The sequence below is a fragment of the Pseudoduganella lutea genome (assembly GCF_004209755.1).
Lineage (GTDB): Bacteria > Pseudomonadota > Gammaproteobacteria > Burkholderiales > Burkholderiaceae_D > Rugamonas > Rugamonas lutea.
The window spans coordinates 1,195,075-1,213,273 of the sequence record NZ_CP035913.1 but is presented as its reverse complement, the minus strand read 5'-3'; the positions used below and the strand labels follow the sequence as shown (position 1 = coordinate 1,213,273).

Below are 18,199 nucleotides of genomic sequence, written 5' to 3'. Positions count from 1 at the left end.
AGGTCAGTAAAGGGTTTGCGCCGACTCGTGCAACAACTGCCCGTACAGTTCATGCCGCATCTTCGCGATCTTTCCTGTTCGCACGGCGTCGAGCACGGCGCATTGCGGTTCCTGCAGGTGCCGGCAGTTGTAGTATTTGCAGCCGCCCAGGTAGGGCTGGAAATCCTTGAATGCCCGCTCCAGCATGCCTTCGGACAGGTGGTACAGGCCGAATTCCTGGAAGCCGGGCGAATCGATCACCGTGGCATGGCTGTCCAGGTGGTACAGGCGCGTGAACGTGGTGGTGTGCTTGCCGGTGTCCAGCGCGGCGGAGATTTCACGGGTGGCGATGTCGGCATCGGGGATCAGCAGGTTGATCAGCGACGACTTGCCCATGCCCGACTGGCCGATGAGGATCGTCGACTGTTCGGCCATCAGCGGCGCCAGTGCGTCGACGGTTTCCTGCGGTCGGCCCTTGGCCGATACCTCGTGCACCGGGTAGCCCATCGCCGTGTACATCTCGAGGCGGCGGCGCGTGTGTTCGAGGTTCTCGGTGACGTCGACCTTGTTCAGGATCAGCCGCGCGGCGATGCCGGCCGCCTCGGAGGCGACCAGCGCGCGCGACACCAGGTCGTCCGTGTAACCGGGTTCGGTGGCGACGACGATGAACAGCTGCGTCACGTTCGCCGCCAGCAGCTTCGATTTGTACTGGTCGGAGCGGTACAGCAGCGTCTTGCGCTCCTGGATCTTGTCGATCACGGCCTGGTCGGGGGAGGTCAGCGTGAGGTCGACGATGTCGCCGACCGCCACGTTGGTCTTCTTGCCGCGCGTGACACATTGGAGTCGGGTGCCATCCGCTTCGGCCAGGTAATGGCGGCCATGGGCGGCGATGATGATGCCAGTGCGCTGTTCCTTCTTCATGGGCGGCCCGCCACCCGTACCAGCACGTCCGCCTTGGCGGCACAAATGAAATCGTTCAGGGACAATCCTTTCACGGAGTGCGTTTCGAAGCGCACCACGCAGTTCTTGTAACCCACCACCAGTTCAGGGTGATGGTCTTCGCAATGGGCGATGTAGGCAATGGCGTTCACGAACGCCATCGTCTGGTAATAGTCATCGAAGGCATAGGCACGGGTCAGACGGCCGGTGTCGATCGCCCAGCCATCCAGCAGCGCCAGCAGGCGTGCCGCCTCGGCGGCGTCCAGCGGGTCGGTGGCGTGCGCGCAGCGCAGCGTGCGCAATTGATCCGTGGTCGTGATCATGCGTGCGCCGTGTTCAGTTGCCCGCCCGGGTGCCGGTTCAGGTGCCGGATCCGTACCGATGCCGGCGGGTGCGAATCGTAGAATGCCGAGTGCAGCGGATCGGGCGTCAGCGTGGACGCGTTATCCTCGTACATCTTGACCAGCGCGGAGACCAGGTCGCGCGCATCGGTATGCTGCGCGGCGAACGCATCGGCTTCGAATTCGTGTTTGCGCGAGCTGAGCGAGGCTAGTGGCCCGAGCAGGAAGGTGAACACGGGCAATGCCAGCATGAACAGGATCAGCGCCAGCGCGTCGTTGTTCTGCCCGGGGGCAATCAGCGGCGACACGCCCAGGCCCGTGTAGAACCACACCTGGTTCTTCAGCCAGCCGAGCAGCGCCAGGAAGGCCAGCGACAGCGCGAACATCAGTCCGATGCGCTTGACGATGTGCTTGAGCTTGAAGTGGCCCAGTTCGTGCGCCAGCACCGCTTCGATTTCCTGCGGCGCGAGGCGTGACAGCAGCGTATCGAAGAACACGATGCGCTTGGCCGCGCCAAACCCGGAAAAGTAGGCGTTGCCGTGCGCGCTGCGCTTGCTGCCATCCATCACGAACAAGCCCTTGGAGGCAAAGCCGACGCGCTTCATCAGGCCTTCGATGCGCGATTTGAGCGTTTCATCGGCCAGCGGGGTGAACTTGTTGAACAGCGGCGCGATCACGGTGGGGAACAGCACCATCATCAGCAGCTGGAAGCCGCTCCACACGAACCAGGCATACAGCCACCACAGGTCGCCGGCGCTGGACATCAGCGTGAGCACGATCCACGCCAGCGGCAGGCCGAGCACCACGGCCAGCCCCAGGCCCTTGACCATGTCGGCAACGAACAGGCCGGGCGTCATCTTGTTGAAGCCGAACCGTTCTTCCAGCCGGAACTGGCGGTACCAGTCGATGGGCACGTCGATCAGCCCGGAAATCGCGGCAAACGCCACCAGCAGGCCGATCTGGTAAGCCATGCCGCCGCCGGTCAGCCCGAACACGGCCACCGACAGCCATTGCAGGCCGCCCAGCAGCGTGAAGCCCAGCAGCACCGCGGCGTTGACGAACATCGTCACGATGCCGTACTTGGTGCGCGCGACCGTATAGTCGGCCGCCTTCTGGTGCGCCGCCAGCGGAATTTTTTCGGAAAACTCGGCAGGCACGGCGCCGCGGTTAGCCAGCACGTGCCGCAATTGGCGCGACGCCAGCCAGAAGCGCACGGCCAGCGTGAGCGTCAAAAACGCCACAAACAATAGTGAAAACGCGTGTGAAGACATTCTGTGCCTGTGAGAAAATGGCGGTTTAGTTAGGCCAAGAGAGAATTATGTCACAAGCGAACGATACTTCCGTCAGCACACCTGTCGCCACGCCGCAGCAGCGCCCCAATGAAATGAACCTGGTGTGGGTCGACATGGAAATGACGGGCCTCGAACCCGATACCGACCGCATCATCGAAGTGGCGATCGTCGTCACCGACATGCACCTGAACGTGCTGGCCGAGGGCCCGGTGCTGGCGATCCACCAGTCCGACGCCACGCTCGACGCGATGGATTCCTGGAACAAGGGCACGCACGGCCGTTCGGGCTTGATCGACCGCGTGAAGGCCTCCACGATTTCCGAGGAGCAGGCCGAGGCCGAACTGATCGCGTTCATGAAGCAGTGGGTGCCGGCCGGCAAAGCGCCGATGTGCGGCAACACGATCGGCCAGGACCGCCGCTTCATGGTGCGCTACATGCCCAAGCTCGAAGCGTTCTTCCATTACCGGAACGTGGACGTGTCCACGCTGAAGGAATTGTGCCGCCGCTGGAAGCCGGAAGTGGTGTCCGGCTTCAAGAAGGCGCAGAAGCATACCGCGCTGGCCGACATCCTCGAATCGATCGAGGAACTGAAGTACTACCGCGAGCACTTCATCAAGCTGTGATGCGCAAGCTGTAATGCGCAAGCTGTGACAGGCAGGCGCCGAGGTATCGGCGCTATGGGGGCCGTGACGCAATCGCGGCCCCCGGCGGACCGGCTTACTGCGCTTCCGCGCCGCAGCACTTCTTGTACTTCTTGCCGCTGCCGCAAGGGCAATCGTCGTTGCGGCCCACCTTCGGTTCCTCGCGCTTGACGGTGCTCACCGGTGCCTTGCGGCGCGGGATCCAGAACTTGTGGATCGCCGGCAGGTTTGCCTCGATTTCCAGCGCCAGCTTGTGCGCCTTGACCGGGTCTTCCACTTCCGGCAGTTCCTCTTCCTCGATCTCGTCGGCGCCCAGCAGGTAGATCGGGCGCATCAGGGCACCGATCTCGGAATCCCAGATCTCGTCCCACGAGCCGGGGCGCAGTTCCATGCCTTCCCAGAAGCCCCAGCACCATGCTTCGGCATTCATCAGCGATTTGCCTTCGTGCTCGTATTCGACGAACAGCGGCTCGAATTCCTTCGGCGCGACCTCGAACGTGATCGTCACTTCGTTATAGAAGCGCATGATCAGGTTGAACATGCGGTCCGCTTCCTTTTCATTCTTGTATTTCGGCGCCTGCTTGCCGTCGTCGCCCCAGATGCGCGGGATCCACTCGGTCGGCATGATGGTTTCCGGGCCGATCGCGATGGCCGTCATGTAGCCGTGCAGGTGGTCGAGCGTCATCGCATCCTCGGGCGTGCGCTCGCCCAGCAGGAACTGGTCCAGGTCGTCGAGTTCTTTTTCGTTGAGAGGCTGGTCGAGTTGCATGGATGTGCTTTCTTCTAAGGTAATCCGACAGTATACGCGCGTTACGGACAGGTCGCCATGCCGTGGCAAGCCTCGCCGCCTTACAATGGCGGCATGACGACTCCTTCCACTCATCCATTCTCCGCACTGGGGCCCGACTGCGTGCTCGACGCGCTGGCGGCCGTGGGCCTGTTCGGCGACGGGCGCCTGCTCGCGTTGAACAGCTACGAAAACCGTGTCTACCAGGTGGGCATCGAGGATGGCAAGCCCGTCGTCGTCAAATTCTACCGGCCGGCGCGCTGGAGCGACGCCGCGATCCTCGAGGAACACGCCTTCCTGGCCGAGTTGCACGCGCAGGAAATTCCCGCCGTGCCGCCACTGGCGATCGACGGGCGCACGCTGCATGCGTTCAACGGCTTCCGCTTTGCAGTGTTCGAGCGGCACGGGGGCAGGGCGCCGGAGCTGTTCGACCCCGCGGTACTGGAGTGGACGGGCCGCTTCATCGGCCGCATCCATGCCGTGGGCGCGACACGGCCATTCACCGAGCGGTCCGCGCTCGACATCGACACCTTCGGCATCGCCTCGCGCGACTACCTGCTCGCCAACGGTTTCCTGCCGCCGGAACTCGTCGAGGCCTACCGCAGCGTGGCCAACCAGGCGCTGGACGGCATCCACCGCTGCTACGAACGGGCCGGTGACGTTTCGGTGCTGCGCCTGCATGGCGATTGCCATGGCGGCAACGTGCTGTGGACGGATGCCGGACCGCACTTCGTCGACTTCGACGATGCCCGCATGGGCCCGGCCGTGCAGGACCTGTGGATGATGCTGTCCGGCGAGCGGCACGAGATGGTGCGGCAACTGTCCGACATCCTGGCCGGCTACGAGGATTTCGCCGAGTTCGATCCACGCCAGCTGTACCTGGTGGAAGCGCTGCGCACGCTGCGTCTGATGCACTATGCCGCCTGGCTGGCGCGCCGCTGGGACGACCCGGCATTCCCCGCCGCCTTTCCGTGGTTCAATACGCAACGCTACTGGCAGGACCGCATCCTGGAACTGCGCGAGCAGGTGGCGCTCATGGATGAGCCGCCGTTGTGGCCCGTATAGTCCAAGCCTTGAATTGGCGGTAAAAACCGGCTTTGATCGGCCGCTGGCCGTGCGATAACGGCCGGGATAATGACAGCTCGGAAATCCCGCAACCCTCGAGCGAGACTGTCATGCAAGCACAACTGGCCCAATCCCTGCACATCGCCTATTCCGCCGACGAGGAAGACCACGATCTGGCCGAACCGGCCGAAGCGGCCGGCGGCGACGTCAAGTCGGACCGCGCCGACGCGGAAATGCGCGCCATCCAGCAGGCGATCGCGCGGGTGGAGGCCGAGGCCAAGGCTGCCTGCGCGGCGGAGAGCCGCGCGCATGCCGAGTCGCGTGCCCGGGCGCTGGCCGAGGACCGTGCCGCGATGGATAACGCCGCGGCCGCGGTCGCGCTGCAGAATGCCCAGGCCGCCGAAGACGTGATCGCCGCCAACCGCGAGCGGCTGGAAAGCCTGCGTGCCGCCGCCCAGGCCAGCGTGGCCAAGCTGGAAGCCGTCAAGCAGGAAACGGCCGAGCTGCGCGCCCGCGTGGAAGCCGACAACCAGATCCGCCAGGCGGCCGAGGTGCGTGCCCGCGCCGAGGAGGAAAGCCGCCGGCGCGCCGCCGAGCAGATGGAAGCGGAGGCGCATTTTGCCGAACAGGCGGAGCTCGCCGCCGAGGAACTGAAGAAGCAGACCAACGAAGCGCGCCTGCAGGCCGCCGAGCGCGTGGCCGCCGTGCAGGCCGCGAAGGAAGAAGTGATCGGCATCGCCACCGCCGATGCGCGCATGGCCACGCTGGCCCGCGAACGCGAGCGCCAGGCATTCTCCGCCCGGCAGACCGCGCAGCAACTGGCCCAGGCCGAAGCCGAAGCACTGGAGGCGACCCGCCAGCGCGAGCGCGCCGACGGGGTGGCGCTGGAATCGGCCTTTGCCCGCGCGGCCGCGGAAGTGCACGCGGCCGAAGAGGCGCGCGCGCTGGCGCACCTGGAGCAGGAGCGCGAAGCGATCGCGCTGGCCAAGGCCGAATCGGACCGCAGCGCGGCCCTGTCGCTGCACCTGCGCCTCCAGACCGAAAAGGAAATCCGCGATGCCGCCCAGCACCGCGAACGCCTGGAAGCGATGGCTGCCACCACCGCCCAGGCGCGGCGCGATGCCGACGCGCGCATCATGGCCGCCACCGAAGCGCGCATCGCCGCCGACCGCGAATTGCATGCGGTGGCGATGGGCCGCGTCGAGGCGGAACAGCAGGCCGAGTTCGAGGCGCGCGGCAAGCTCGATGCCGAGCGCCATGCCATGGAGCAGGCGAAGCTGCGCCAGCAGGCCGAACAGGCCGCTACCGATGCCGCCCATGCCGTCGCGGAGGAAGAGCAGCGCGCTGCCCGGCTGGCCGAGGAGCGCGACGAATTGTCGCGCGCCGCCGCCGAACTGGCGCGTGCGAAGAACGATGCCGAAAGCGCCGAAGTGGCCACGCTGGCCGAGCATGCCGCGGCGCTCGATGCCGCCAACGAGCTGGCCCGTGAAAAGGCTGCCGCCGCCGAGCGCCTGCTGGCCGCCGAGCGCGCCCGCGCCGCCGCCGAAGGAGAAGCGATCGCCGCGCTGAAGCACCGGCTGGTCGAAGAAGAGCGCGCCACTGCCGCCGCCGAAGCACGCGCGGCCGCCGAGCGCGAGCAGGCCGAAGCCTTCGCCCGCAACGCCGCCGCGGAAACCCGCCGCGCCGAGGCCGAACGTGCCGAAGCCGCCGCGCTGGCCATGATGGCCGAGCAGTGCGACCTCGAAGTGCAGCAGAAGGAAGAGTCGGCCCAGGCCGCCGCCGCCCAGGCCCGCCTCGGTGCCGAACTGTCCGAAGTACACCGCGAGCGCACCCGCGCCGAGCAGGCCAAGGCCGCCGCCGTGCAGGCGCAGATCGACGCGGAACGCGCGTTCATCGCCCGCGAGGAAGCCGCGCTGGCGCTGCTGGAACAGCACACGGCGCAACAGCGCGCCGCCGCCGCGGCCGAGGAAGAAACGGCCTCCGCCATCGAAAGCCGGATGGCCTCGGAGATCGCCATCGCCTCGACCGCGCGGGAACGCGCCGACGCCGAACTGGCCGCCGCCGCCATGCTGCGCGAACGTGAAATGCTGGAAGCGGCCGCCGCGGCCGCCGCGCGCGACAAGGCAGCCCATCAAAAATCGCTGCTGGACGCAGCCCGCGCCCATGCCGACATGCAGCGCAAGGCCGCCGACACCACCGCCGCGCTGGCCGCCGCCAAACAGGCGCTGCTGGAACAGGAAACCACCCGTTACGAAGCCGCCCAGCGCGCGCTGAACGCCGTGCAGCGCAAGCTGGAGGCATAAAAAAACTGGGGACGGACCCTGGTTTCCAAGCAATATTTCTTGGAAACCAGGGTCCGTCCCCAGTTTTGCTGGGTGGAAACCGGTGGCGGGTACCGGCTCCCTGGCCCCCTTACTGGATCGCCACTTTCTCGATGTAGTACTCGGTCTCGCCGAAGCAGTTGGTCGGCACGCCCTTGTGCTGGGCATACGTGAGCGTCACGCGCTTGCCCATGGCGGCCGACAGCTGGGCGGCGACGGCGTCGTCGCGCACGCTGAAGAGGAATTTCTCCGGAATCGCGCCCGGCATCGAGGTCAGCAGCATTTCGCCTTCCCACGTCTTGCAGAACCAGCCCACTTTCGAGAACTTTTGCAGGAACCCGTTACGCTCGCCTTCCGAGTACGAGAAGTTGAGCGTGGCCATGGCCCATACCCAGAACAGCAGGGCGGCCGCCACGAGCAGGCCAATGAGGATCAGGAACGGATTACGTCGGGTGCGTCGGATCATGGCGAATTGGTCAAAGTTGAAATGCTGCGATCTTACTGCATGCGCAAGTTATTTCACCATCTGTTTCCGGTACTTCACCGACGAGTACAGCGACACGACGATGAATGCCACCCCGGAAAGTCCGGTAAACCATTCCGGCACATGGTACCTGACGCTGGCCAGCATGATCACCGCCAGGATGCCGATCGCGTAGTGGGCGCCGTGTTCCAGGTAGATGAACTCGTCCAGCGTGCCCTTGTGCACCAGGTAGACGGTCAGCGAGCGAACGTACATCGCGCCGATCGCCAGGCCCAGCATGATGATGACCACGTCGCTGGTGATCGCGAAGGCACCGATCACGCCGTCGAAGCTGAACGAGGCATCCAGCACTTCCAGGTACAGGAAGCCGCCGATGCTGCCGCGTTGTACGGCCTTGCCCAGCTCGCCATTTCCTTCGCCGTCGTGCTCCTTTTCTTCCAGCAGGCCGGACAGCCAGCTGACACCCAGGTAGATCGCGATCCCCGTGATACCGGCGTACAGCACCGCGAAGCGGTGGGTTTCCTCGACCAGTTCGACGCAGACGAGGATCGCCAGCAGCGCCAGCAGTACAGACAGGCTGCCGGTGCCGATCTTCGCCGCGGCTTTCTCGATCCAGTCGAGCCAGTGCACGTCCTTTTCCTCGTCGAAAATGAAGTTCAGGAAGACCAGCAACAGGAATGCGCCGCCGAATGCCGCCACTTCGGCATGCACGCTCATCAGGTGACGCGAATACTCGGCCGGTTGCGTGGTGGCCATGGTCCATACCTGGAACAGGTCGAGGCCGGTGGCGACGGCCACGATGGCCAGCGGGAACACGAGCCGCATGCCGAACACGGCGATCAGGATACCCACGGTCAGGAACAGTTTTTGCCAAAACGCGTTCCAGTCCTTCAGCACGGAGGCGTTGACCACCGCGTTATCGAACGACAGCGACACTTCCATGATGCCGAGGACGCCGGTGATCCAGAGGGCGGACAGCAGCCCGCCGATGCCGCGCTGGCTGTAGCCCCACCAGCCGGCCAATATCATCAATATCACCGTAACGATGATTGAAATCCTGAAATGCTTCATGCCCCATCCTTTTTTCAAATGTTTTATTGGTATTGAAATAAGCGCCCGGCGATTTTACTTGAGCCGCTTCCTTCGGGGAGCCAGCTTCTGCGATAATGAAGAATTGCCAAAAAGGAATTCGAAAGTTACTCATGGATATTGCCTACCTCGTCACGCCATTGCTTACCTGGATTACCGTCGGTCCCATCAAATTCCTGATCAACAGTGTCCGTGCCCGCAAATGGGCATTCAACCTGGTGGGGAATGGCGGCTTTCCCAGCAACCACAGTGCCGTAGTATCCAGCATGGCCACGCTGATCGCGCTGCGCGAGGGTATTGGCCATCCGGCGTTTGGCGTGGCGGTCACGCTGTGCTTCATCGTGATCATCGATGCCAACAGCCTGCGCCAGCACGTTGGCCGCCAGGCGGCCGCCATCAACCGGCTGGCCGATGGGCAGGCGGCGCACAAATGGCTGCGGGAACGGATGGGTCACACGGTCGTTGAAATCTGCGGCGGCCTGGCGACCGGCATCGCGATCGGTCACCTGGTGCACGCCTTGTTTGGCCGGGGCTGATCGCGGCGGCATACCCCATGGCGGGCGGTGCCGGGCGCCTGCCGTTTATTGTCCAGCACGCGCGGCCGGGCGCGTGCCGGGAATGGTCTCTGCAGTCTGTCCCGCAGTCTATCCCGCAGTCTATCCATGTATTTCAGCAGTCCAGCCACATTTTCGCGCAGTCTGGCCCGGGGTGAATTGACACTGCCTGTCGCACTGGACATACTCGGCGCTCCCGGTAGTACAAAAAACATAACGCAGTCAATAAGCTGTATTCAACGCCAGCAGTCCAAAACTCTCGGAGATCTTCATGTTGCGAAATACCTTGATCGCTCTCGCCGTCGCCACGAGCCTCGTCGCCTGCGGAAAACCACCCGGTGCCGATGGGGCCGCAAAAGGGGAGGAGAAGAAGACAGCCAGGCTTCTCGTCGCACCGGAAGATCTGCTGACGGTGCACAGCAATGCGCTGGCTTCCGGTCCCGTCATCACCGGCTCGATCCAGCCGGAACGCCGCGCCGACCTGCGCGCCGAAGTCTCGGCCATCGTGCTCCAGGTATTGAAGGAAAACGGCGAGCCCGTGAAGAAGGGCGACTTGCTGGTACGGCTGGACGACACGTCGATTCGCGACAGCCTGGCCTCGAGCGAGGAAAGCGTGCGCAACGCGAAGCAGGTTGTCGACCAGGCCCAGCGCATGCTCGAACGAAACAAGACGCTGCGCGCCTCCGGCATGACATCGATGCAGGCGCTGGAAGATGCCGAGGTGCGCCTGAATACCGCGCAAAGCGAGATGGCCGCGGCAAGGGCGCGTGCCGTGGGAGCGCGCCAGCAACTGGATCGCACGCTGGTGCGCGCGCCGTTTGACGGCATCGTCAGCGACCGCAAGGTGTCGAATGGCGATACCGCGCAGATCGGCAAGGAACTCATCAAGGTGATCGACCCGAACAGCATGCGCTTCGAAGGCCTGGTGTCGGCCGACAAGATCGGCGTGGTCAAGGTGGGCCAGCCGGTGCTGTTCCGCGTCAATGGCTATCCGGGCCAGAATTTCCAGGGCAAGGTGCGTCGCGTGGACCCGGCTGCAAACGCTGTCACGCGCCAGGTCGAGGTGCTGGTCGACTTCGCCGGTTCGGCGCAGCCGCGCGTGGCCGGCCTGTATGCCGAGGGCCACGTCGAAGCGGCATCGTCCGACGCGCTGATGCTGCCGGAGTCCGCAATGGTGCAGGCCGGCGACGACCGCTATGTCTGGCGCGTGAAGGACAACAAGCTTTCCAAGGTCACCCTGGCGATCGGCTCGCGCGATGAACGCACGGGCCAGTGGCAGGTGACGAAGGGCCTGGCCGCCGGCGATACCGTGCTGCGTGCTCCCGGCTCGACCGTGCAGGACGGCCAGCCGGTCCAGCTGACCGCGGCGAAGAGCGTTGCATCGGCCAGCGGCAGCGCCGCCAACAAAGGCAACTGAGCCCAGGATACCGAACCATGTTCCTTTCCAACTTCAGTATCAAGCGCCCCGTTGCGACGGTGGTGCTGATCCTCACGCTGATGTGCGTCGGCTTGCTGGCCTTGAGCAAGCTGCGCGTCAACCAGGATCCGGACGTCGAGATTCCGTTCATCGTCGTCGCCATCCCGTACCCCGGCGCCTCGCCCGAGACGGTCGAGCGGGAAGTGCTGAACCGTATCGAGAAATCGCTGCAGAGCATCACCGGCGTCACCGAAATCAACGGCACGGCCGCCGAAGGGTCGGCCACGATCCTGATCAAGTTCACCTTCGAGCGCAACCTGATCGAAGCGTCGGACGATATCCGCAATGCGATCGCCTCGGTGCGTTACAAGCTGCCGAAGGAAATGCGCGAGCCGATATTGCAGCGCATCGACACGTCGGCCCAGCCGATCATGCAGCTGTCGCTGTCGTCCACGGCGCAGAGCCATGCCGAGATCTCGCGCCTGGCCGAGGATGTGCTGGCCGAGAAGTTCCGCGGCATCGATGGCGTGGCCACCGTCAATGTCGATGGCGCACTGCGGCGCGAGCTGTCGGTGCTGCTGAAGGCCGAGAAGTTGCGCGAATACAATGTGTCGATCACCGACGTGGTCAATGCGCTGGACAGGCAAAACACCAATGCGCCGGTCGGCAAGCTGCGCGGCGCGCTGGACGAAAAGAGTATCCGCCTGGTGGGCCGCATCGAACGGCCGGAGGAATTCCAGCAGGTCGTCGTCAAGCGTAATGGCGATGAACTGGTGCGCCTCGGCCAGGTCGCGACGATCGAAGATGCCTTCGCCGAGGTCAACGGCCTGTCGATGCGCTCGAACCAGCCCAACGTGGGTATCTCGATCATCCGCTCGCGCGATGCATCGACGGTGTCCGTGTCCAAGCTGATCCATGCGATGGTCAAGGAAATCGAGCCCACCTTGCCCAAGGGCACCACGCTGGAGATCACGAACGATGGCGGCGAGGATGCCCAGAGCAGCCTGAACAACGTGATCGAGGCGCTGGTGCTGGGCGCCGGGCTCACGATCTTCGTCGTGTACGCCTTCCTGAACTCGTGGCGTTCGACGCTGATCACGGCGCTGTCGCTGCCGACCTCCGTGATTGCCGCCTTCATCGGCGTGTGGCTGTGCGGCTTCACGCTGAACTTCATGACACTGCTTGGCCTGTCGCTGGCCATCGGCGTGCTGATCGACGATGCGATCGTGGTGCGGGAAAACATCGTGCGCCACATGCAGATGGGCTCGGACCGCCGCACCGCCGCGATCAACGGCACCAACGAGATCGGCCTGGCCGTGGCCGCCACCACGTTCTCGATCATGGCCGTGTTCATCCCGGTGGCGTTCATGCCGGGCATCACGGGCGAATGGTTCCGGCCGTTCGCGCTGACCGTCACCGCGTCCGTCGCCGTTTCGCTGCTGATCTCGTTCACGCTCGATCCGATGCTGTCGGCCTACTGGGGCGACCCGCCGGGCCACCACGATGCGCCACGCAAGGGTTTTGAAAAGCTGCTGCAGCGCTTCAATAACTGGTTCGACCACCAGGCCGACCGCTACGGCAACGTGATCGCCTGGGCGTTGCACCACCGCCGCTGGATGGCCGCGATCGCCATCGCCAGCTTTGTCGCGGCCATCGGCCTGCAGATGAAGTTCGGCGGCGGCTCGTTCCTGCCGACCACGGACTTCGGCACCATCATGATCGACGTGCGCACGCCATCGTCCTCGAGCCTGGAGTACTCGAAGCTGAAGATGGTGAAGGCGGCCGAGATGGCGCATTCCATCAAGGAAACGAAAGCAACCAGCACCTACGTGAACCTGACGGGCGGCCGGATCTATGTGGACATCGGCAAGAAGAAGGAACGCGACCGTTCGGCCACCGAAGTGGCCACGGAATTGCGTGAAAAGCTGGCGCAACTGGTCGGCGCCGAATACACGGTGCTGGAAGACTTGAACAACGGTGCCCGCAAGCCCGTGCAGATCGAATTCATGGGCGAGGATTCGCGCAAGCTGATGGAACTGACCAGCAAGTTCATGGACGAGCTGAAGAAGGTGCCGGGCGCGGTCGACGTCAGCCTGTCCGAGCAGGACCCGAAGGATGAGCTGCAGATCGAACTGAACCGTGGCCTGGCGAACTCGATGGGCATCAGTGCCGGCGACGCCGCCACGGCGCTGCGCGTGGCCTTCGCCGGCATCGAAGTGGGCGACTGGGTCGATCCGACGGGCGAAACCCGCGACGTGGCCGTGCGCCTGGCGCCGGAAGACCGCACCAATGCGGCCAATATCGAGCGCCTGCCGATCGCCGTGACCGGCACGAACCAGATGGTGCCGCTGGACCAGATCGCCGCCGTCACGATGGGCAAGGGGCCGTCGAAGATCCAGCACAAGGATGGCAAGCGGGTGATTTCCGTGTCGGCCAACGTGCAGGGCCGCTCGCCCGGCGAGGTGACGGCCGATGCGATGAAGCTGGCGAAGTCGATGGACTTCCCGCCGGGTTACGGCCTGGCCGTGGCCGGTTCGGGCAAGGACATGCAGGAAGTGTTCACGCAGATGGGTATCGCGCTTGTCGCCGGTATCGGTCTGATGTACCTGATCCTCGTGATCCAGTTCGGTTCGTTCACGGCGCCGGTGGCGGTGATGTTGTCGCTGCCGCTGTCGCTGATCGGCGTCGTCGTCGCGCTGCTGCTGACGAAGGGCACGATCAACCTGATGAGCCTGATCGGCGTGATCATGCTGATGGGGCTGGTGGCGAAAAATGCGATCCTGCTGCTCGATGCTGCCCGCAAGCGCGAGGAAGAGGGTTACGGTCGCGAGGATGCGCTGATGTATGCCGGCCGCATGCGCCTGCGCCCGATCCTGATGACGACGTTCGCGCTGATCGCCGGCATGCTGCCGGTGGCCATCGGCCACGGCGAAGGCGGCGAGTTCTACCGACCGCTGGCCGTGTCGATCATCGGCGGTACGATCACGTCCACCGTGCTGACCTTGCTGATGGTGCCCACGTTCTACGACAGCATCGAAATCACCCGCGATCGCATGTTCGCGAAATTCAACCGCCGCGCCGAGCGCCGGAACGTGGCGGTTGCCGGCGTGCTGACGTTCATCGAGGCAATCCTGGCGCTGACCTTCGTGCGCCTGGTCTACCGGGTCATCATGAAGGGCGTCCACAAGATCACCGGCCGGGGCAACAAGACCCCGCCACCGATGGCCGAAGCTGCCTGATCACACTGTCTTTCTCCGTTGGGGCCGCCACAAGCGGCCCCTTTTTTTGCCTACTCAAATTGTTGTAAAAAGGATGGGGACTGTCCCCTTCAGGGGGACTGTCCCCAAAGCCATCCAGCGTTGTTTAGCGACCAGCTCAGCAGTTATACAGTCGCTAGCAATACTGTTGTCACAAAGAAATCAAGCCGAAAAGACGGGTCCTGTCTAGCGGATTCATCAAGCAAATTGTTACAAAAACGGATTTGATACATGTTGCAATGCAGAAAGTGAACGCTCGTATCAAAATTTCGCGTGGTGTAGTATGCTCGCCAGCGCAATCCCGGACTTATAGGGAGGCAATAACCCGAATGGTAAGAATAGACAGCGAGACTACCGTGAATAAAAAATATCTGACCCTGATTATCGCGGCCGCCGTGGCGACCGTGTCCGCGACGGCTGGCGCATCCGGCTACCGCTTCGGCTCGCAAAGCGTGTCGTCGCAAGGTACAGCCGAGGCCAACGGTGCCGAGGCGGCCGATGCTTCCACCATCTTCGCCAACCCGGCCGGCCTGTCGCGCCTGGAAGGCCGCCAGCTCATGACCGGCGTGACCGGGCTGGTACCGCATTCCACCTACTCGGACAGCGGTTCGACCCGCTTTACCCGCACCAGCACCGGTGGCCAGAAACTGCAGGACGAGTACGCACCGACCGCGGTGGCGGCGCCTTCGCTGTACTACAGCCAGAAGATCAACGACCAGCTCACCGCCGGCTTCGGCATGTTCGTGCCTTATGGCGCCAACCTGTCGTACGACTGGGATTGGGCCGGCCGTTACGCGCTGACCGACATGAAGCTGACCGCGATCGCCCTGAACCCGTCCGTCGCGTGGAAGCTCAATGAGCGCCACTCGATCGGCTTCGGCATCACGGCCGAATTCATGAAGGCCCGCCTGGGCCAGAACGTGGACGTGCCGGGTTCGGTGGCCGCCGCCCAGGCGGCTGGCACCGGCGCCGCGCTGCTCCGCCAGATCGTTGCGCTGGGCGGCAATCCGGCCGCCCTGGCGGCGATCCGCGATGGCCGCGCCGAAGTCGAGGGCAAGGACTGGGGCTATGGCTTCAACCTGGGCTACCTGTACCAGCCGGCACCGGGCACCCGTTTCGGCATCGCCTACCGCTCGCACATCGACCACAAGCTGGGCGGCGGTGCGGACTGGGACTTTTCCAATGTGACGACCGACCGCGTGGTCAACGCCATCATCGAAGAGCGCTCGCACCACGAGGATTCGGCCGCGCGCGTGAAGCTGCGCACGCCGGAGACGCTGTCCGTGAACGGCTACCACGAGTTCGATGACCGCCTGGCCGGCATGTTCGATGTGACCTGGACACGCAACTCGCGCATGCAGAACATCAACATCGAATTCCTGGGCACCGACAACGGTGACCTGGTCATCCGCCAGCAATGGAAGAACACCGTGCGCGTGGCGCTGGGTGCGAACTACAAGCTGAACGACCGCGTGCTGCTGCGCGCTGGTATCGCGCATGATGAAGCACCGGTGCGCAGCGACGAGCTGCGCCACGCCGCGCTGCCCGATTCCGACCGCAACCAGCTGTCGTTCGGCGCCAACTGGAAGCTGTCGGCCAATTCGTCGATCGACGTGGCCTACACGTACCTGGACTTCAAGAAAGCCAGCGGCGCGTACACGAACGATTGCCGCCCAGGCCTGCTGACCTGCACGGGCAATGGCGAAACCACGCGCGGCACGTGGAGCACGCACATGAACATGCTGGGCGCGGCGTACAACTACAAGTTCTGATCAAGTACCGCCACGGCGCATGCCGTGGCCGAGGCATGAGAAAAGCCGGCACCTCGCAAGAGGTGCCGGCTTTTTAACGGATGCCGGATTACTGGTTCGGCGTGGTGCCAGTGCCGCCCGTAGTGCCGGGAGCCGTGGTGGCGCCATCGGTCGGCGTCGTGGTGGTACCTGCCGGCGGCGTGGTCGTGGTGTCGGCCGGCGGCGTGGTGGTGGTGCCACCGGTCGTGCCCATGTCGCCGCTGGTGCCGCTGGCTGGCGGCGTGGCCGGTGCGGCCGGGGTGGTGCTCGTATCCGGCGTCACGGCAGGTGCCGTCGTATCGGTTGCGGCCGGCTGGTCCGCATCGCGATTCTTGCAGCCGGTCAGTGCGGCGGTACCCAGCGCTGCGGCCAGGATCAGGGCGGACGATTTACTCAACTTGATCATTTCGACTCCTTTCAGTGGATAAATTGGCGAGACCATCAGATAGCGTGAGAGCGCCAGGATGGTTGCCGTTCGTGATGTGCCTGATAGTAATAGCCGCCGTCCCCTCAGGCTGGGGCAAGCGTACGCAACAGGGCCGGAATCTCGGCCGAAATCTCGCGTGCCAGGTAACCCAGCACGCCATACCGGATCGACAGCTGCTCACCGGCGGACGCATGCAGCGCGATACCCCATGCAGCTGCCTGTTCCAGCGGTGCGCCGCGCGCCGCGAGGCCGGCGATGATGCCCGCCAGCGTATCGCCGGAGCCCGAAATCGCCAGGCCGACATTGCCGCCCTGGTGTTGCCATTGCCGGCCGTCCGGCGCAGCGATCACGGTGGTGGCGCCTTTCAGCGCCACGATCGCGTTCCAGCGCCGTGCGGCCTCCTGCGCCGCCTCGAGCGGCGCGTCGCAGATCTGTTTCTTGTCGCGCCGGGTAAGGTGCGACAGTTCGCCCGCATGGGGCGTCATCAACACCGGCTCCCTGAAGGCGAAATGTTCCATGTCCTTCGGCTCTTCCAGCAGGTGCGGTTCGCCTTGCGCGCGCACCGCGCCCATCGCGGCCGCATCGAGGATCAGCGGCGTGCCGGCAAAGCGCGGCAGCAGCGCATGCACCAGTTCCGCCGTGGCGGCATCGTCCTGCATGCCGGGGCCCACGAGCACGGCGCTGGCCTTGCCGGCCAGTTCGCCGAGCCGGCGCGCCGCCTCGAGCGTGAATCCGCCGCCGTTCGTCTCCGCCAGGCCGATCACGCGCGCTTCGGGGATCGCCGCCGCGACAAGCGGCGCCACCGAAGCCGCCGTGGCCATGGTCAGCTTGCCGGCACCGGCCCGCAGCGCGGCGGTGGCCGCCAGCATCACGGCACCGGGCATTTCACGCGAACCGCCAATGACTAGCACATGGCCGCGGCCCTCCTTGTCGTCGTCGAACGAGGGCTCGGGCAAGGCCCATTCCCGTAACGTGCCGGCGGTGATCTCGGTTGTCATGGATGTTCCTGTCATCAGGCTTTCGGCGCGGCCGGCTGGTCCTTGCTTTTCGTGACCGGGGTGCCGGTCGACGTCAGCGGCGCAACGAAGTTTTCCAGATCGAGCACGAGCTTGCCCCGCTTGCCGGCGTCGGGATCGAAACGGTAGGAGGTGACGCTGCAATTCGGCACGTCGGCCATGCGGTCGATGGCCAGGATCGCACTCTCGTCCATGCGCTCGAACAGGTATCGGAAACAGTTGACGATCACCTGGTGCCCCACGATCAGCACGCGCTCGCCGCGGTATTCGCGGGTGATCATGTCGAGCACGCTGCGCAGGCGCAGGATCACGTCGCACCAGCTTTCGCCGCCGGGCGGCCGGAAATAGAACTTGCCCACGTGGCGGCGCTGCTCATGCAGTTCGGGGAACTTGTCGGCGATGCCCAGCGGCGTCAGGCGGTCGACAATGCCGAATTCCTTTTCGCGCAGCCGCTCGTCCGTCACGACCGCCAGCAACTCTTCGCGATCGAGGCAATCCACGACGGCCAGCGCCGTCTCCCGTGCCCGGACATAAGGGGAATACAGCACGACGTTCGGCCGCTGTTCGGGCGGCAGCGCGCCGAACCACTGGCCCAGCGCGGCAGCCTGGCGCTCGCCGAGCTCGGACAAAGGCACGTCCATGTCCCGCTCGGCGATATCGATCAGAAACTGCGACGCGGCCTCGGCCGCTTCACGCGCGACATTGCCGGCACTTTGCCCGTGCCGCACGATGTAGATCTGCTGAGGCCATTTTTGTTCCATCGCCGTCCGTCTTGGTAATTCGGTTTGCGAATACTAGAC

At 64.6% G+C, this 18,199-nt stretch carries 16 protein-coding genes; 7 read left to right on the top strand and 9 right to left on the bottom strand.

Features of this window, described 5'->3' with window-relative positions; translation table 11 throughout:
• Positions 1-3: 3 nt before the first annotated feature.
• The 3 genes from rsgA to EWM63_RS05130 are packed head-to-tail and all read right to left on the bottom strand — an operon-like array spanning position 4 to position 2,530.
• Positions 4-900 (bottom strand): ribosome small subunit-dependent GTPase A, encoded by an 897-nt coding sequence (gene rsgA, locus EWM63_RS05140; RefSeq protein WP_130185575.1) that lies wholly within the window; start codon positions 898-900, stop codon positions 4-6.
• A complete protein-coding gene (locus EWM63_RS05135) occupies positions 897-1,241 on the bottom strand; it encodes a 4a-hydroxytetrahydrobiopterin dehydratase (protein ID WP_130185574.1) in 345 nt (114 codons plus the stop codon). The genes rsgA and EWM63_RS05135 overlap by 4 nt, the downstream gene beginning before the upstream one ends.
• Entirely contained in the window at positions 1,238-2,530 is a 1,293-nt protein-coding gene (locus EWM63_RS05130; RefSeq protein WP_130185573.1) for a M48 family metallopeptidase, read from the bottom strand. The genes EWM63_RS05135 and EWM63_RS05130 overlap by 4 nt, the downstream gene beginning before the upstream one ends.
• 47 nt (positions 2,531-2,577) lie before the next feature.
• On the opposite strand from EWM63_RS05130, the gene orn reads away from it, so the two are divergent.
• On the top strand, positions 2,578-3,174 hold the full coding sequence (gene orn, locus EWM63_RS05125; protein WP_130185572.1) for an oligoribonuclease: 597 nt from the start codon (positions 2,578-2,580) through the stop codon (positions 3,172-3,174).
• A gap of 94 nt (positions 3,175-3,268) precedes the next feature.
• Here orn and EWM63_RS05120 read toward each other — a convergent pair whose 3' ends face one another.
• On the bottom strand, positions 3,269-3,961 hold the full coding sequence (locus tag EWM63_RS05120; RefSeq protein WP_130185571.1) for a UPF0149 family protein: 693 nt from the start codon (positions 3,959-3,961) through the stop codon (positions 3,269-3,271).
• Positions 3,962-4,054: 93 nt separating this feature from the next.
• On the opposite strand from EWM63_RS05120, the gene EWM63_RS05115 reads away from it, so the two are divergent.
• Together EWM63_RS05115 and EWM63_RS05110 are read left to right on the top strand one after the other, a co-directional pair.
• Positions 4,055-5,044 (top strand): serine/threonine protein kinase, encoded by a 990-nt coding sequence (locus EWM63_RS05115; protein ID WP_207221246.1) that lies wholly within the window; start codon positions 4,055-4,057, stop codon positions 5,042-5,044.
• A 110-nt stretch (positions 5,045-5,154) separates the two neighbouring features.
• Entirely contained in the window at positions 5,155-7,347 is a 2,193-nt protein-coding gene (locus EWM63_RS05110; RefSeq protein WP_130185569.1) for a coiled-coil domain-containing protein, read from the top strand.
• A gap of 109 nt (positions 7,348-7,456) precedes the next feature.
• On the opposite strand, the gene EWM63_RS05105 is transcribed toward EWM63_RS05110, so the two are convergent.
• Both EWM63_RS05105 and EWM63_RS05100 read right to left on the bottom strand, forming a co-directional pair.
• Entirely contained in the window at positions 7,457-7,831 is a 375-nt protein-coding gene (locus tag EWM63_RS05105) for a DUF8785 domain-containing protein (protein WP_130185568.1), read from the bottom strand.
• Between the two features lie 48 nt (positions 7,832-7,879).
• Positions 7,880-8,920: a DUF475 domain-containing protein gene (locus EWM63_RS05100; RefSeq protein WP_130185567.1), complete on the bottom strand. Its 1,041-nt coding sequence runs from the start codon at positions 8,918-8,920 to the stop codon at positions 7,880-7,882.
• 131 nt (positions 8,921-9,051) lie between these two features.
• Here EWM63_RS05100 and EWM63_RS05095 point away from each other — a divergent pair, with 131 nt between their 5' ends.
• The 4 genes from EWM63_RS05095 to EWM63_RS05080 all read left to right on the top strand — a co-directional run bounded on the left by EWM63_RS05095 (position 9,052) and on the right by EWM63_RS05080 (position 15,938).
• Positions 9,052-9,474 carry a divergent PAP2 family protein gene (locus EWM63_RS05095; RefSeq protein ID WP_130185566.1) on the top strand — a complete coding sequence of 141 codons (423 nt, stop codon included), beginning with the start codon at positions 9,052-9,054 and terminating at the stop codon, positions 9,472-9,474.
• A gap of 289 nt (positions 9,475-9,763) precedes the next feature.
• Positions 9,764-10,909, top strand: coding sequence for an efflux RND transporter periplasmic adaptor subunit (locus EWM63_RS05090; RefSeq protein WP_130185565.1), 1,146 nt, complete (start codon positions 9,764-9,766; stop codon positions 10,907-10,909).
• 17 nt (positions 10,910-10,926) lie between these two features.
• Positions 10,927-14,148 (top strand): efflux RND transporter permease subunit, encoded by a 3,222-nt coding sequence (locus tag EWM63_RS05085; RefSeq protein WP_130185564.1) that lies wholly within the window; start codon positions 10,927-10,929, stop codon positions 14,146-14,148.
• A 374-nt stretch (positions 14,149-14,522) separates the two neighbouring features.
• Positions 14,523-15,938, top strand: a complete 1,416-nt coding sequence (locus EWM63_RS05080) for an OmpP1/FadL family transporter (RefSeq protein WP_130185563.1) — start codon at positions 14,523-14,525, stop codon at positions 15,936-15,938.
• A gap of 88 nt (positions 15,939-16,026) precedes the next feature.
• On the opposite strand, the gene EWM63_RS05075 is transcribed toward EWM63_RS05080, so the two are convergent.
• The 3 genes from EWM63_RS05075 to EWM63_RS05065 all read right to left on the bottom strand — a co-directional run bounded on the left by EWM63_RS05075 (position 16,027) and on the right by EWM63_RS05065 (position 18,160).
• Positions 16,027-16,362, bottom strand: a complete 336-nt coding sequence (locus EWM63_RS05075; RefSeq protein ID WP_130185562.1) for a hypothetical protein — start codon at positions 16,360-16,362, stop codon at positions 16,027-16,029.
• Between the two features lie 104 nt (positions 16,363-16,466).
• Entirely contained in the window at positions 16,467-17,381 is a 915-nt protein-coding gene (locus EWM63_RS05070) for an NAD(P)H-hydrate dehydratase (protein WP_130185561.1), read from the bottom strand.
• 14 nt (positions 17,382-17,395) lie between these two features.
• Positions 17,396-18,160: a histidine phosphatase family protein gene (locus tag EWM63_RS05065; RefSeq protein WP_130185560.1), complete on the bottom strand. Its 765-nt coding sequence runs from the start codon at positions 18,158-18,160 to the stop codon at positions 17,396-17,398.
• Positions 18,161-18,199: the final 39 nt, after the last annotated feature.

What these genes read in the sequence shown, in the direction of transcription:
- rsgA (WP_130185575.1), bottom strand. Translation starts at nt 900, where the DNA reads ATGAAGAAGGAACAGCGCACTGGCATCATCATCGCCGCCCATGGCCGC.
- EWM63_RS05135 (WP_130185574.1), bottom strand. Translation starts at nt 1,241, where the DNA reads ATGATCACGACCACGGATCAATTGCGCACGCTGCGCTGCGCGCACGCC.
- EWM63_RS05130 (WP_130185573.1), bottom strand. Translation starts at nt 2,530, where the DNA reads ATGTCTTCACACGCGTTTTCACTATTGTTTGTGGCGTTTTTGACGCTC.
- orn (WP_130185572.1), top strand. Translation starts at nt 2,578, where the DNA reads ATGTCACAAGCGAACGATACTTCCGTCAGCACACCTGTCGCCACGCCG.
- EWM63_RS05120 (WP_130185571.1), bottom strand. Translation starts at nt 3,961, where the DNA reads ATGCAACTCGACCAGCCTCTCAACGAAAAAGAACTCGACGACCTGGAC.
- EWM63_RS05115 (WP_207221246.1), top strand. Translation starts at nt 4,055, where the DNA reads ATGACGACTCCTTCCACTCATCCATTCTCCGCACTGGGGCCCGACTGC.
- EWM63_RS05110 (WP_130185569.1), top strand. Translation starts at nt 5,155, where the DNA reads ATGCAAGCACAACTGGCCCAATCCCTGCACATCGCCTATTCCGCCGAC.
- EWM63_RS05105 (WP_130185568.1), bottom strand. Translation starts at nt 7,831, where the DNA reads ATGATCCGACGCACCCGACGTAATCCGTTCCTGATCCTCATTGGCCTG.
- EWM63_RS05100 (WP_130185567.1), bottom strand. Translation starts at nt 8,920, where the DNA reads ATGAAGCATTTCAGGATTTCAATCATCGTTACGGTGATATTGATGATA.
- EWM63_RS05095 (WP_130185566.1), top strand. Translation starts at nt 9,052, where the DNA reads ATGGATATTGCCTACCTCGTCACGCCATTGCTTACCTGGATTACCGTC.
- EWM63_RS05090 (WP_130185565.1), top strand. Translation starts at nt 9,764, where the DNA reads ATGTTGCGAAATACCTTGATCGCTCTCGCCGTCGCCACGAGCCTCGTC.
- EWM63_RS05085 (WP_130185564.1), top strand. Translation starts at nt 10,927, where the DNA reads ATGTTCCTTTCCAACTTCAGTATCAAGCGCCCCGTTGCGACGGTGGTG.
- EWM63_RS05075 (WP_130185562.1), bottom strand. Translation starts at nt 16,362, where the DNA reads ATGATCAAGTTGAGTAAATCGTCCGCCCTGATCCTGGCCGCAGCGCTG.
- EWM63_RS05070 (WP_130185561.1), bottom strand. Translation starts at nt 17,381, where the DNA reads ATGACAACCGAGATCACCGCCGGCACGTTACGGGAATGGGCCTTGCCC.
- EWM63_RS05065 (WP_130185560.1), bottom strand. Translation starts at nt 18,160, where the DNA reads ATGGAACAAAAATGGCCTCAGCAGATCTACATCGTGCGGCACGGGCAA.